Annotated in this window: 12 protein-coding genes; 2 read left to right on the top strand and 10 right to left on the bottom strand. The window is 32.4% G+C overall.

Annotation, left to right across the window (positions count from 1 at the left end):
* Positions 1-107 precede the first annotated feature (107 nt).
* The 5 genes from gpmI to gap all read right to left on the bottom strand — a co-directional run bounded on the left by gpmI (position 108) and on the right by gap (position 6413).
* Positions 108-1649, bottom strand: coding sequence for a 2,3-bisphosphoglycerate-independent phosphoglycerate mutase (gpmI, locus tag ABMA45_RS07595; RefSeq protein ID WP_022089291.1), 1542 nt, complete (start codon positions 1647-1649; stop codon positions 108-110).
* A gap of 22 nt (positions 1650-1671) precedes the next feature.
* Positions 1672-2985 (bottom strand): right-handed parallel beta-helix repeat-containing protein, encoded by a 1314-nt coding sequence (locus tag ABMA45_RS07590; RefSeq protein WP_022089290.1) that lies wholly within the window; start codon positions 2983-2985, stop codon positions 1672-1674.
* Positions 2986-3154: 169 nt separating this feature from the next.
* A complete protein-coding gene (gene tpiA / locus ABMA45_RS07585) occupies positions 3155-3907 on the bottom strand; it encodes a triose-phosphate isomerase (RefSeq protein ID WP_118565794.1) in 753 nt (250 codons plus the stop codon).
* Between the two features lie 89 nt (positions 3908-3996).
* The gene (locus ABMA45_RS07580; RefSeq protein WP_022089288.1) at positions 3997-5193 is read right to left on the bottom strand and encodes a phosphoglycerate kinase; all 1197 of its coding nucleotides are present in this window, start codon (positions 5191-5193) and stop codon (positions 3997-3999) included.
* Positions 5194-5396: 203 nt separating this feature from the next.
* Positions 5397-6413: a type I glyceraldehyde-3-phosphate dehydrogenase gene (gene gap / locus ABMA45_RS07575; RefSeq protein ID WP_022089287.1), complete on the bottom strand. Its 1017-nt coding sequence runs from the start codon at positions 6411-6413 to the stop codon at positions 5397-5399.
* 461 nt (positions 6414-6874) lie between these two features.
* Here gap and ABMA45_RS07570 point away from each other — a divergent pair, with 461 nt between their 5' ends.
* On the top strand, positions 6875-7642 hold the full coding sequence (locus ABMA45_RS07570) for a histidinol-phosphatase HisJ family protein (protein ID WP_022089286.1): 768 nt from the start codon (positions 6875-6877) through the stop codon (positions 7640-7642).
* Between the two features lie 78 nt (positions 7643-7720).
* Here the strand turns inward: ABMA45_RS07570 and ABMA45_RS07565 are convergent, their stop codons facing one another.
* The 4 genes from ABMA45_RS07565 to ABMA45_RS07550 all read right to left on the bottom strand — a co-directional run bounded on the left by ABMA45_RS07565 (position 7721) and on the right by ABMA45_RS07550 (position 12305).
* Positions 7721-8566, bottom strand: a complete 846-nt coding sequence (locus ABMA45_RS07565) for a GDSL-type esterase/lipase family protein (protein ID WP_022089285.1) — start codon at positions 8564-8566, stop codon at positions 7721-7723.
* Between the two features lie 67 nt (positions 8567-8633).
* Positions 8634-10034, bottom strand: a complete 1401-nt coding sequence (locus ABMA45_RS07560; protein WP_022089284.1) for an MBOAT family O-acyltransferase — start codon at positions 10032-10034, stop codon at positions 8634-8636.
* 32 nt (positions 10035-10066) lie between these two features.
* Positions 10067-10801, bottom strand: a complete 735-nt coding sequence (locus tag ABMA45_RS07555; RefSeq protein ID WP_022089283.1) for an SGNH/GDSL hydrolase family protein — start codon at positions 10799-10801, stop codon at positions 10067-10069.
* Positions 10802-11177: 376 nt separating this feature from the next.
* The gene (locus tag ABMA45_RS07550; protein ID WP_022089282.1) at positions 11178-12305 is read right to left on the bottom strand and encodes a cysteine desulfurase family protein; all 1128 of its coding nucleotides are present in this window, start codon (positions 12303-12305) and stop codon (positions 11178-11180) included.
* Positions 12306-12412: 107 nt separating this feature from the next.
* Between ABMA45_RS07550 and ABMA45_RS07545 the strand changes: the two genes are divergently transcribed.
* Positions 12413-13933 (top strand): oligosaccharide flippase family protein, encoded by a 1521-nt coding sequence (locus ABMA45_RS07545; RefSeq protein ID WP_022089281.1) that lies wholly within the window; start codon positions 12413-12415, stop codon positions 13931-13933.
* On the opposite strand, the gene ABMA45_RS07540 is transcribed toward ABMA45_RS07545, so the two are convergent.
* Positions 13914-15671, bottom strand: a complete 1758-nt coding sequence (locus ABMA45_RS07540; RefSeq protein WP_022089280.1) for an ABC transporter ATP-binding protein — start codon at positions 15669-15671, stop codon at positions 13914-13916. The two genes, ABMA45_RS07545 and ABMA45_RS07540, sit on opposite strands and share 20 nt — an antisense overlap.
* Position 15672: the final 1 nt, after the last annotated feature.

The raw sequence follows: 15672 nt of genomic DNA, 5'->3' as shown, positions 1-15672 counted from the left end.
TATACATTCTTTATACATAAACAGGGAAACACTATTTTACTAGTGTTTCCCTGTTACTTATTTTTATTCAATTAAGTCAAAGAGTTCTACATTGACCTCTCTATTTATTATTTTACAAGTAATGATTTTCCTGTCATTTCTTTTGGCTGTTCCATTCCCATTAATTCGATTAATGTAGGAACGATGTCTGCTAAGCATCCACCTTCTCTTAATTTATACTTAGGATCAGCATTTACTAAGATAAATGGTACAGGATTTGTTGTGTGAGCTGTAAATGGTTCGCCTGTTTCATAGTCAACTAACTGCTCAGCATTTCCGTGGTCAGCACAGATAAACATCTGTCCATCAACTTCCTTAATAGCTTCTACTGCTCTGCCTACACATTCATCTACTGCTTCAATAGCCTTGATAGCTGCTGATTCAACACCTGTGTGTCCTACCATGTCAGGATTTGCAAAGTTAATGATAATAACATCATATTTCTGTCCTTTAATTGCGTCTACAAGCTTATCACATACTTCATAAGCACTCATTTCAGGCTTAAGGTCATATGTTGCTACTTCTTTAGGTGAATTTACTAAAATTCTATCTTCTCCCTTATTTGGTTCTTCTACACCACCATTAAAGAAGAATGTAACATGAGCATATTTTTCTGTTTCAGCAATTCTAGCCTGAGTCATGTTATGTGCAGCTAAATATTCACCAAATGTATTTCTAATTTCAACTTTCTTAAATGCGATTAATTTGTTAGGAATTGTAACATCATATTCTGTAAAGCATACAAATACTAAATCTAATCTTTTTCCTCTATCAAATCCATCAAAATCATCTGCACAGAATGCTCTTGTAATCTGACGTGCTCTGTCTGGTCTGAAGTTACAGAAAATAACAGAATCTTTGTCATTTACTGTTGCTACAGGAGCATCATTTTCCATAATTACTGTAGGAATAACAAATTCATCTGTCTTATCTACTGCGTATGAATCTGCAACTGCCTGTACAGGGTCTGTAGCTTTATTTCCTTCTCCCTTTGTAATAGCATCATATGCCTTAACAACTCTATCCCAGTTATTATCTCTATCCATTGCATAGTAACGTCCTGAAATTGAAGCAATCTTTCCAACACCAATTTCAGCCATCTTATCTACTAATTCCTGAACATAATCTTTTCCTGATGCAGGAGGTGTATCTCTACCATCTAAGAATGCATGTACATATACCTTTTCAAGACCAAATTTCTTAGCCATTTCAATTGTTCCATAAATATGTGTATTATGGCTGTGTACACCACCGTCTGATAATAATCCAAAGATGTGTAATGCACTGTTGTTTTTCTTGCAATTTTCCATTGCCTTAACTAACTCTTCATTCTTAAAGAAATCTCCATCCTGAATTTCTTTTGTGATTCTTGTTAATTCCTGGTATACAATTCTTCCTGCACCCATATTTAAATGACCTACTTCAGAATTTCCCATCTGTCCGTCAGGAAGGCCTACTGCCATTCCACTTGCATAACCTTTTACAAAAGGATATTCTGCCATAAGCTTGTCCATTACAGGCTTTTTAGCTTCTGCAACAGCATTTGCTTTTGCATTTTCATTTAATCCATATCCGTCTAAAATCATTAAAACTGTTGGTTTTTTGCTCATTTTTCTCTCCTTAAATTAAACTTTATTTTTCTATTCCCCATGAAATTTCCTGCTTCTTCAAATTAATTGCCACTGCATTCTCACGGGTTCTTTCGCTATTTCCTCTGAAATACAAAATATCGTATCCTTTGAAAATAACATTCATATCATAACCACAGTTACTAACTGTGTTGGTTAACATTTCCTCAGTCTGTTCTTTTGTAATATTAGTCTTTACTTTTGAGTAGCTGCTTGCAGAGCCTACATTCTGCTGCACACAAAAATATATTGGATTTCTCTTAACATTAGAGAATGTATTATTTTTTACATGTATGCCTTCTATTCCGCCTCCTGAAATAGCATGTGCTCCACTACTATAAGCTTTCTTACTCTTTAATCCAATTTTGTTAAAAGTATTATTTTCAATGGTTGCATTCTTCCAGTTAAGTATAAATACACCATTGTCAAAAATATTTTTAAATGTATTATTAGTTATTACTACATTTTCGTGATAAACATTTTCACCATTCTTCTGTGAATACTTATGTGTACCAACACCACGTGTAACTCCATCAAATACATTGTTTGTTATTGTTATATTTTTATTATCTGTTCTATCCTGTGCAACCCACACTGCATTAAGGCCATGTGTTTCAGGGTCCGGAGTATCAAGATTAATAGCCTCTTTCATATAATTTTTAGCCCTTGTACTTGCTTTAGAACCTTTAAATGTACAATTTTCAATAACAACATTCTCTACACCTGTTATTTCAAGGAAATGTCCTCCATTCTGATTTTTAAATGTTATTCCTGAAACTTTTACATTTTTATTGTGGGATATTACAATTGTTCCTCCACCTTCAACAAAATTATTGTCAATTGTAGCATTCCCTTTACCTGTTATTGAAATGTTCTTTGCACCACTTACTTTTTTACATGACCCTTTTATCTTGCTTTTTGATGGTGGACATAATGAAAATACATTATTTGATGGTGGATATCCTGCTCCACCAGTTTGATATATATTTTTTAATACAACTCCATTCTTCAACACAACCTGAACATTTGATGGAATATATACAGAATTAGACATTTCGTATGTGCCTTTTTTTATAATAAATTTACCACCGCCTGCTTTTTCTAATTGCTTCATATAATAATTAAAAGCCACTGTATACTTCGTATATTTGTTATAATTAGAATACTTTTTTATTTCTGAAGGAATTGACTTTGTTGTCATTGTTATTGTTTTCTTAGCATATACATTCTTTGCCTGTATATGGGTTACTCCTGTTACACATAGCATAACTGCCAATGTAGACACTAATCTTATAATTATTTTATTTCTTTTCTTCATATTCATATTCCTAACGAATTTTTTGTCTGATATTAAACAAAAGAATTTTAATTTTAAAACTTACTCCTTAAATTTAATATCTGATAATAGTTAATTGTTATTAAATACTCAATCTGTTCTTCAATAAAGGGCTGATGCAATTTTGTTGCAACAACCCTTATTTAAAATCTTATTTATTATAGTTGACAATCTTTCCAAATTCTGCTTTAAGGCTTGCACCACCAACTAAACCACCATCTATGTCAGGTTTAGCAAGTAATTCTGCTGCATTTCCAGCATTCATTGAACCACCATACTGAATTCTGATAGCTGCTGCTGTTGCATCATCATATACTTCTGCGATACATTCTCTGATTGCTGCACAAATTTCTTCTGCCTGATCAGATGTAGCTGTCTTACCTGTTCCAATAGCCCAGATTGGTTCGTAAGCGATAACTGCTTCCTTAGCCTGGTCTGCTGTTACATTTAAGAATGCAATCTTAATCTGCTGACGGATGAAATCAACTGCAACACCCTGTTCTCTCTGTTCAAGAGTTTCACCACAGCAAATAATAGGTGTAATACCATGTTCAAAAGCTTTTAATACTTTCTTATTTACTGTTGCATCTGTTTCTGCGAAATATTCTCTTCTTTCTGAATGTCCAATGATAACATACTTAACTCCAACATCTGTTAACATGTTAGGAGCTATTTCTCCTGTATATGCACCACTTTCTTCAAAATACATATTTTCAGCACCGATGTTGATGTTTGAACCCTTTGCTGCTTCCATAGCCGGTACTATTGAAATAGCTGGTACACAAAATACTACATCTACATCTTCATTAGCTACTAAAGGTTTTAATTCATTGATTAAAGCAACTGCCTCACTAGGAGTTTTGTTCATTTTCCAGTTACCTGCGATAATTTTCTTTCTCATAATTATATAATCTCCTCTATATTTAAGACATATCAGTTAAAAGCATATTAAGCCTTTAACTGCTGATGATGCCTTATATAATATTGTATATCCTACTTATCGTTTGCTGCTGCAACACCTGGTAATTCCTTACCTTCGAGGAATTCAAGAGAAGCTCCACCACCTGTTGAAATATGTGACATCTTATCACCAAATCCTAACTGGTTAGCTGCCGCTGCTGAATCACCACCACCGATGATTGTTGTAGCATCTTTAAGATCTGCCATAGCTTTAGCAATTGCAATTGTACCATTAGCAAAGTTAGGCATTTCGAAACATCCCATTGGTCCGTTCCATACAACTGTCTTAGCTCCTTTAATAGCATTAGCAAATAATTCTGCTGTCTTTGGTCCGATATCTAAACCTTCCATATCAGCTGGGATTTCTCCACGTCCTACAACCTTGAAGTTGCAGTCATTTGAGAAGTTATCTCCAACTACTGTATCGACAGGGATTAATAACTTAACACCCTTTTCTTCAGCTTTCTTCATCATGTTTACAGCATATTCTTTGTAATCTTCTTCAAGAAGTGATTTACCTACTTCTTCACCAAGACCAGCCATAAATGTGTATGCCATACCACCACCGATGATTAATGTATCAACCTTTTCAAGAAGGTTTTCAATAACTGAAATCTTTGATGAAACTTTTGCTCCACCAAGGATAGCTACGAATGGTCTTTCCGGATTGTTAACTGCGTTTCCAAGGAAATCGATTTCCTTCTGCATTAAGTATCCTACAACTGCTGTGTCAACAAATTTTGTTACACCAACGTTTGAACAATGTGCTCTGTGAGCTGTTCCGAACGCATCATTTACAAATACATCACAAAGTGAAGCTAATTCTTTGCTGAATTCTTCTCCGTTCTTTGTTTCTTCTGCACGATAACGTGTGTTTTCAAGAAGAATAACCTCTCCGTCTTTCATTGCTTCAACTGCAGCCTTAGCATTTGGTCCTACTACTTCAGGATCTGCTGCGAATTTAACTTCCTGTCCTAATAATTCTGAAAGTCTTACTGCAACTGGTGCTAATGATAATTCCGGCTTTGGTTCTCCCTTTGGCTTTCCAAGATGTGAGCAAAGGATTACCTTTCCACCATCAGCTATTAATTTCTTTATTGTTGGCAAAGCTGCTACTAAACGGTTTTCGTCTGTGATTTTTCCATCCTGTAATGGTACGTTGAAGTCACAACGAACTAACACTCTCTGTCCTTTTACATTGATATCATCTACTGATTTCTTATTAAGCATTATATGTGCTCCTTTCATTTAAGCGCGTCATACGCGTAGTCTCATAAATCCCGGAATCAGTATAAACTTTATTCCAAGATTATATGCGCCCATGAAATGTACATCCATATAGATGTGGCATTCATTTTATCAGCGCAATATAAAAGGGTCCGGTCCAATTAAGACCGGACCCTTATGGATCTTATTTAAAGATTTCTTATTTATTATGCTAATTCTGAGAAGTATTTGATTGTTCTAACCATCTGGCTTGTGTATGAGTTTTCATTGTCATACCATGAAACAACCTGTACTTCATAAGTATCATCATCAACCTTTGATACCATTGTCTGTGTAGCATCAAATAATGAACCATATCTCATTCCAACGATATCGCTTGATACGATTTCGTCTTCATTGTATCCGTAAGATTCGTTTGAAGCTGCCTTCATAGCTGCATTGATACCTTCAACTGTGATATCTTTTCCTTTAACTACAGCTGTAAGAACTGTTGTAGAACCTGTTGGAACTGGAACTCTCTGTGCAGAACCGATTAATTTTCCGTTTAATTCTGGAATAACTAATCCGATAGCTTTAGCAGCACCTGTTGAGTTAGGTACGATATTAACTGCTGCAGCTCTTGATCTTCTTAAATCACCTTTTCTCTGTGGTCCGTCAAGAGTCATCTGGTCACCTGTGTAAGCATGAATTGTTAACATGATACCACTCTGGATTGGAGCGTACTTGTTAAGTGCATCAGCCATAGGTGCTAAGCAGTTTGTTGTACATGAAGCAGCTGAAATGATTGTATCATCTGCCTTTAATGTTTCGTGGTTTGTATTGTAAACGATTGTTGGAAGATCGTTTCCAGCTGGAGCTGAAATAACAACCTTACGAGCACCAGCATCGATATGAGCCTGTGCTTTAGCCTTAGATGTATAGAAACCTGTACATTCTAATACTACGTCTACTTTTAATTCGCCCCAAGGACACTTTGAAGCATCAGCTTCTGCGTAAATCTTGATTTCTTTTCCATCAACGATGATTGAATCATCTGTAGCTGAAACTGTTTCAGCCTTGTCATATTTACCCTGTGATGAATCATACTTTAATAAGTGAGCTAACATCTTAGGACTTGTTAAGTCATTGATAGCTACTACTTCATAACCTTCTGCTCCAAACATCTGTCTGAATGCAAGACGTCCGATACGTCCAAAACCGTTAATTGCAACTTTAACTGACATTTAATTGTCCTCCTATTAAATAAGATTTATTTTGTTAATTAATATTAACCTATTGATTATTCTACATAAATACTTTCCAAATATCAAGAAGTTTTTTGCATTTTTCTCATATTTTGTTAATTTTTTGACAAATAAAACGTTTTTACTTTTATCTTCTCATTAATATAGTAATTTTCAGCAAAATTTGTTATATTCTACTCATAAATTTTTTCTTTGCTAATTTGTAATTATTTCAGATTCAGTATAAATATATATAACAAACGATAGGAAGTTTTTCGCAATTTTGCGAGCATAGTGTAAATAAAAAAGTAATGTTTGAGTCTTTAGGCGAGTTTTACTTTTTTATTTATTATAAACGGCACAGAAAAATAAGAAAAACAACGTGTTTGGAATATATATTTATACCTGAATCTGAAACATTAACAAGTTGCAATACATATTACATAAGGAGAATATACGTTATGTTATCTGATTTTCATGTACATTCTAAATTTTCTACTGATTCAGATGAAGATTTGGAAAATATAATTAGCAAAGCCATAAGTTTAAATATGAAAGATATTTGCATCACTGACCATCAGGACTGGTTCTGGCCTGTTCCGGGTGAATCATTTGATATAGATACCGATTCATATTTTAATGAATTAAACATATTAAAAAATAAATATTCTTCAAAAATCAATCTTCATATTGGAGTTGAACTTGGCATTACATGCGACAACTACAAAAAAAATGCTGATTTTTTGCAATCATATCCATTTGAATATGTCATTGGCTCCTGTCATATTGTAGACAACATGGACCCATATTATTCTGAATTTTGGGAAAATCGCAATGAAGCTGAAGCTTTCAGGACTTATTTTTCAACTTTACTTGATGCATTAAAATTGTTTAATTCATTCAATACATTAGGCCATTTAGACTACATAGTCAGATATGCGCCAAATAAAGATAAAAACTATAATTGTAGCGATTATTTTAACATTGTAGAACAGATATTTAAAGAAATAATTCATAAAGATATTGCTTTGGAAATTAATACCGGTGCACTTGCAAAAGGAATGGATTTTGCAAATCCCCACTTTGATATACTTTCATTTTATAAAGATCTTGGCGGAAAACTTGTGGCTGTAGGCTCCGATGCCCATATTGCCGGTAATATAGGATATGGTTTTGATAAAGCCACGCAACTGATAGAACATTTTAATTTTAAAAATATTAATGAATAACTAAAAAAACTACAAAACTTCATTTAACAATCTGAAGTTTTGTAGTTTTTTCATTTTTATTATAAAAATTAATTTATCCTATTTCACTATTCCATGTTCAAGGAAAAACTGTTTCCATCTTGGCACACATGAAGGCATAAGATGAACCCCATCACTTGTGTATTTAGGGTCAAGAGTCCCTGTATCTTTTTTATCAAACACTTCGTTTTCATCAAGCCATATTATGTCGTATCCGTTTGTAAGTTCCTTAAGTTTCTTATTTCTTTTATCTATTTCCTTATTTTTTATATAAGTTTCTTCTTTGTCTTTCTTTTTTGTCACATGCATAATACTTTGAATAAATATTATTGCATCAGGCTGTTTTTCTCTAATAGTATTTATTACTTTACCATATTGCTCAGCAAATGTATCTGCTGTTCCTGTTCCAATTTCATTTATTCCAAGCATTATATAAATTTTTTCAAATTTATTTTTTTCAAGGGCTTTTTTTACAGTTATTTTTTTCTTTCCTGATTTAACGATTTTTTCATCTAAAATCTTCCATACGGACACACCCTGTTCTGCATAAAATACTGTTTTGTCCCAATTTGCATATAACGATATTGTCTGTGTTCGTGAATCACCTATAAATAATGCCCCATCCAGATAAGATTCGTCTACAGTTACAAAATCACGATGTGCTTTTTCCTCTGTAACGGTTTCTGTCTGAGTTTCTCCCGATTCATCCGTAACTATCTGGATTTCTCCGGTATCACTTTGGATTACTTTTTTTCCTTTATTCTCTTTACTTTCCTGTTCCGCTATCTTTTTAGTTTCGTTGTATTTTATTATGTCTTTTGTTCCCAGAAATATTCCAAAAATCACAACAGATACAACCATCACAATCAAGAATCCATATTTATCAAATATAGCCTTTTTATCCATCTGTTTTCTCCTGTTAAAATATAAATATTAACTTAAACCTTAATCCACTAAGAGGTTATTATCATTTTTAAAATCTAAAGTACAAAAACGGATTGCTTGCCGCTGTACTCATTCTATACACACATACCCAGAATATTATAATCAAAATTACTGACGCTACTTTTGTTCTTCTATATTTTTCAAATATCTTCATTGGAATACTTAAACTAAAGATAACTGCAAATACAAAGAATATTCCGTAATGTTTTATTGCATCAACATAATCTAATTTGTTTACAAATTCTGTGCTTACATGTGAAATCATTGGGAATAATTTTGCAAAATATAATTTTATGTCTCCCATTTTATCAAGTGCAAATATCATCCAGCTCATCGGAATTATAAATATTATATATAAATGTCCAAGTGCAGGATATTTATCTAATATATTTTTTAATCCAAGCTTTTCTATTGTCAATAATACAAAGAACAACAATCCCCAACATACGAAATTCCAGCTTGCTCCATGCCACAATCCCGTAAGTCCCCATACCACAAACATATTAAATATTGTTCTTGCAAATCCTTTTCTATTACCACCAAGCGGAATATAAACATAATCTCTAAACCAGCTTCCAAGAGTAATATGCCATCTTCTCCAAAATTCAGTAACGGATGTTGATATATATGGATTGTTAAAGTTTCTTGGAATTTTAAATCCCAACATTTTTCCAAGACCTATTGCCATAAGTGAATATCCATAAAAATCAAAGTAAATCTGGAATGTATATGCAAACATCGCAATCCATGCCATTGGAGTTGATATGCTTGCAATTCCGTAAGTCTTGATTGACTCCCAGCACATTCCCATTATATTTGCCAAAAGCATTTTTGATGCAAGACCCATAATAAAAATTCTTATTCCATCCTGCAATAAAAGTAATGATACTTTTCTTTTTCTTATCTGTTTAGCAATGTCCTTATATACAACAATCGGTCCTGCGATAAGTTGCGGAAACATACAAAGATAAACTCCTAAGTTAATATAGTTCTTTTCTGCTTTTGTTTTCTTTGTATAAACATCAATAACATAAGATGCTATCTGGAATGTGTAAAAACTAATTCCAAGTGGTAATGTAAGACTTGTTTCTATTCCCGTAAAAAAAGTAAAATATTTAAACACAAATAAAAACAGGAAGTTATATACTAAAGCTACGATTAATGTTATTTTGTCATAATTATTTTTTTCTTCTCCATTATGTTCAAGTATCTGATTATCATATTGAAATTTTCTGATAAAAATAGCTGCAAAATAATTTACTGTCAGCGATAATAAAATTAATGGAACATATTTCATTTCACCGACTGCATAAAATATTAAGCTTGCGATAAATAAACATATATTTTTAAACTTCATTGGTACTAAAAAATATATCAATATCACTATCGGTAAAAAATAAAATATAAACTGATTACTGCAAAATAACATCTCTTCCTCCGCCTGTGTCATACACAATTATTTTATAACTGTGACTTTGTATAATTATAAATATTTTCGTAAGTTTCTTCTGTATAATGAAGTCCATCCTGAGTTTCAAATCCGATGGCATTCAAATAACTGTTTGTGTCTATTACAATGACATTTTCATCTAATCTGTCTATGATTTCCTGATTAAAATAATCTATGTCATCATTCTTAATGTGATAACCACTATATGTCTCCTGTTCTTCATCTACAGGATTTACAAGCATATAATAAATCTGACAATCAAATGTCTGTGACATTTCATTTATTTTATCTACGTATTTGTCGATGTTTACTAAGTCATTAACTCCTAATCCTATAATTAATGCTGTATTATCATCAATCTCATACTTTATATTATTCATCTGGTTTATCAAATAGTCGTATCCTTCACCAACTTCACAAATAAACACATCTTCATCTGTCGCATTTGCTTTTTCCATTCCCTTATATCTGGAATCTCCTACAAACAAATATTTTCCATATTCTCTTTTTGTTCTTGTAGTTTCATTTTCACTATCATGTCTGTTTGCTTTTCTATACTTACTTTTGTAAGTTTGTGCCTCAGGTACATTTTCATGTATATTATCTGCTAATGATTTAATCATTTTAGATTCAAGCCCAAATCCTGCTCCTTCTACACAAATAATAATAGCTGCTATGATAGCAATCATTATCGTGCCTAAAACTATACTTGTCCTATTGTTTTTCTTATTATTCATCATTTTCATATTATCTTTCCTCTTACTAACCAGCATTATTGTAATCTGACTTTTCTTTAAGTAATGTTATTTAAGGCCAATAATTTTCGTAATAGCCATAGCCATTCTATCATATAAACAACAAAAAACAACAGATTTTGACAAAGTTAATCTTTATTTAATAAATTTCGGACTTATGTAATATTTAGGTAACAAAGTTATTACATTCTTCTCTGTTTCATTATATTTATTTGATATTTTATGATATAGTTTTACTGTTTTATTTCATAATTTTACTGTTGAAATTCAAAGATTATTGAATACATATAAAAACATCCACACAAACTTATTTTATAACAATGATGTTTATGCGGATGCTTTTACTTTTATATAATTCATTAGTTTTCTACTGTTCTCTTTGCAGTTTTATTAACTTTTTCATTATTTCTACTGTCCTGTCAATTTCATCTCTTGTATTTTCATGTGATATAGTTATTCTTACTGTTCCATAAGCATACTCTTTCTGAACATTTATAGCCATAATAACCTGCGACGGTTTTCCTCCTGCCGCCGCACAGGCCGAGCCTGCTGAAATACAAATGCCTTCATTTCCCATATCTTCAACCAATTTAGCAGCGTTTATATTTTTAAAACTAAAATTTGCATTTCCGGGAAGCCTTTTAAATTTATGTCCGTTAAGTTTTACATCATCAATTTCATTCATAACACGATTTATGAGATAATTACGCAAATACTGTTCTTTTTGCATTCTATAACTCATGTTCTTAATCGACTGAATTGCTGCCTGCTCCATTCCAACAATTCCTGCTACATTTTCAGTTCCTGAACGCTTTCCATTTTCCTGTCCACCGCCCCATATAAGCGGCTCAAAATCATCTATATTTCTTACATAGAGAAACCCAATACCTTTAGGTCCGTTAAATTTGTGTGCACTTACGCTCATCATGTCAATATTCATCCTTGCAACATTTATCGGAACATGCCCAAATGCCTGTACGGCATCTGTATGAAAAGTTATTCCATATGCTCTTGCTAAACGTCCTATCTTTGCTATCGGTTCTATTGTTCCTATTTCATTATTTGCAAACATGACCGATATAAGCCTTGTATTTTCCTTTATAGATTTTTCTAATTCATCAATATTTATTTCTCCATCCGGATTTACATTTAGGTAGGTTACTTCTGCGCCTTTTTTTCTAGCGTATTCACAGGTATTTAATACTGCATGATGTTCAATTTTTGTTGTAATAATATGCGAATTTTCAATATCTTTTATTTTAAGAATAGCACTATTATCTGATTCAGTTCCTCCTGATGTAAATATTATATTTTCAGGATTTGCATTAATCATTCCTGCCATCCTTATTCTTGCTCTTTCGACGATACTTCCTGCCCTATCTCCAAAAGGATAATTTGCAGATGGATTTCCATACTCATCTTCTAAAAGCGGAACCATCGCTTCTTTTGCTTCTTTACATACTGCCGTAGTTGCAGCGTTATCTAAATATATCAAAATTTCACCCTCTCATTAATCATTTTTAAGTACTTTGCATCATATTATGAACTAATAAATTTTCTGCTTTATTTTTCTTTATAGTAAAAAGCAGAATGGAGAATTTTATGTCAAAACAGACTACTATTATTTTAGGAACCATTATGCTTACATTTTCCGGGATTGCAAGCAGAGTTATTGGTTTCTTATATAGAATATTCTTATCTAACTTAATTGGTGCTAAAGGGCTTGGCCTTTTTCAAATGATTTTTCCCGTACTTGCTTTCTTTATTTCTCTTTCATGCGGTGGAATACAAACTGCTGTATCAAGATTTGTTGCTGAAAGTAAAGATTTAAAAAAGAGTTTTTCAATATTTACGGCAAGTATTATCATGTCTGAATTTCTTGCTGTTATCGCCTCGTTTATTATGTATTTTTTTTCTAATGTTTTGGCTTCTTTTTTAGGCGAACCAAATTGTGCCGTACTCTTAAAATACGCTTCTTACACTATACCTATGACTGTTCTCCATGCCTGTACCGTAGGTTTTTATCTTGGATTAAAAAAACCTCTTATCCCATCAATAGCTCAGGTTTTAGAACAGGTATTCAAATTAGCTTCCTTGTTTATTTTTTATGTTATTTTTACATCTAAAGGGTATGCCCTAACACCTAAAGTTGCTGTCTTTTCTCTTATTTTATCTGAAATTGCAGGAACCGTTTACTGCATATTGGTTGTCTCAAATTATGGGATTTCGTTCTTTTCAAAAGATAATTTTTCAAACATTTTTTCAAAAATGAAAATGCTTTTTAACGTTTCTTATGTTCTTACTCTTAATAAAATTTTACTGACTTTCTTTCAAAGTGCGGAAGCTATACTAATTCCGTTTATGCTTGTCAAATACGGCCTAAGTTCTAATTCAGCCCTTACTTTATATGGGATTCTTGCCGGAATAACTTTGCCTGTAATTACATTTCCATCAGCTATTAGCAATTCTATTGCAATGATGATTATGCCTACAATTGCTGACGCAAATGTTTCAGGGAACAAAGAAAAAATAAAAATTACAACAAATTTCACAATATGGTTTTCTTTAGTTACAGGTATTTTTTGTATTGGCTTTTTTATTTTTTTCGGAGATTTTATTGGGAAAGACATATTTGGTCATGCAAGTGCCGGTTCATATATTAAAACGCTGTCCTGGTTATGTCCTTTAATGTATATGTCCATATCTTTTGGCTCTATTTTGCATGGTCTTGGAAAAACTACTGCTGCGTTTATTCATAATATGGCCGCCATAATTATAAGATTATTATTTTTACTTCTACTTGTTCCTTTTTATGGAATAAAAGCTTATTTCTGGGGAATGCTCTTAAGCGAATTGATAACTGTTTCACTTCATTTACGCTATATTTCTAAAGAAGTTGCTGTTAATTTTTCTCCTGTTGCAAACATAATAAAACCTGTCATCTGGCTAACCTTAAGCCTGACAACAGGTTATATTTTTATACATATTTTTAGTGGTTCATCAACTTCCCACTCTTTAATTTTTAATTATGGCTCGCAATTTTTGTGTGCAATAATTATTAGCCTTATATTTTTTTCATTTGCCTATATACAATGGCAAAAGTTTAAGAATTTACTGAACTAAACTGATTGTTGTAAAGTTCATAATAAAATCCTTTATTTGCAAGCAGCTGATTATGATTTCCCTGCTCTATAATCTTTCCATCATTCATAACAAGTATTGTATCTGCTTCTTTGATAGTTGAAAGTCTATGTGCAACAATAAAAGTTGTTCTTCCTTTCATCATCTTAGCAAATGCTTTCTGGATTCGTATTTCCGTTCTTGTATCAATAGATGATGTAGCTTCATCTAAAATAAGCATTGGTGGAAGGCAAAGCATAACTCTTGCTATACATAGTAACTGTTTCTGTCCCTGTGAAAGATTTCCGCCATCATCACCAATTACAGTATCATATCCATTTGGGAGCCTCTTAATAAAACTATGTGCATGGGATAACTTGGCTGCTTCTATTACCTCTTCTAATGTTGCATCCTCTTTTCCCATTGCTATATTATCTCTTATCGTACCATTTTTAAGCCATGTTTCCTGCAACACCATTCCGTAAGATTTTCTAAGACTTTTTCTTGTTATATCTTTTATATTATGGCTATCCATCGTAATTTTTCCACTGTTAACGTCGTAGAATCTCATTAAAAGATTAATTATAGTTGTCTTTCCACATCCTGTCGGTCCTACAATGGCAATCATTTTACCCGGTTCGACACACAAATTTAAATCTTCAATTAATTTCTTATCAGGTGTATATGAGAAATTAACATGGTCTAATTCAACACTTCCTGATACATTTTCAATATCTATTGCATCTTTATTTTCAATTTCCGCTTCTTCTTCAAGAAGGGCAAATACTCTTCCCGCACAGGCAATCGCATTTTGAAGTTCCGTAACAACGCCTGAAATTTCATTAAATGGTTTAGTATATTGATTTGCATAACTTAAAATACATTGTAAATTACCTACTGTAATTCCTCCTGTTATTGCAATAATACCACCTGAAATTGCTACTCCGGCATAAACAAGACTGTTAACAAATCTTGTTGACGGATTTGTGATTGATGAGAAAAATGTACCCTTTAAATAATATTTTCTTAAATCCTCATTAATTTCATCAAACTGTTCTACAACTTCATCTTCTCTTCCAAAAGCCTTTACAACTTTTCCATTTCCAATCACTTCATCTATCAATGCCGTCTGCTTAGCTCTTGTTTCTGACTGTTTTTTAAACATTGAATAAGTTCTTGTTGCAATAAATTTAGCTACAAATAAAGAAACAGGTGTTACTAAAACTACAACCAATGTAATTTTAATACTTATTGTGAGCATAAATACTAACGTCAATAGAATTGTAACAATACCTGTAAATAACTGAGAAAATCCCATAAGCAAGCCATCTGCTAACTGATCTACATCTGTGATTATTTTACTTACTGTTTCTCCATTAGAATGACTATCAATATATTTAAGTGGCAATTTCTGTAAGTGTTCAAATGTTTCTTCTCTAATATCTCTTACTACATTATAAGTAATTTTATTATTACAGTTATTCATTATCCACTGTGCAAATGCAGCTATTAAAGTAAACGCGGCTATTTTAACAGCTATAAGTCCAATCTCTGTAAAGTCTACCTTTCCCCTACCTAAAATAAGGTCTGTAGCATTTCCTAACTGAATTGGTACATACAATGAAAGAGCAACATACACTAGTGCAAAAAATAGTGAACCGCCAAGTAAATACCAATATTTTTTTATATGCTTTATTACTTTTTCCAAAGCCTGCTTTTGAGTCAATGTCTTTTCTTTCATC

The organism is Eubacterium sp. CAG:156, from assembly GCF_000434315.1.
In the GTDB taxonomy this organism is placed as follows: Bacteria; Bacillota; Clostridia; order Lachnospirales; family Lachnospiraceae; genus Eubacterium_U; species Eubacterium_U album.
Note: the sequence above shows the minus strand (reverse complement) of the source record. Positions and strands in the feature narration are given on the sequence as shown.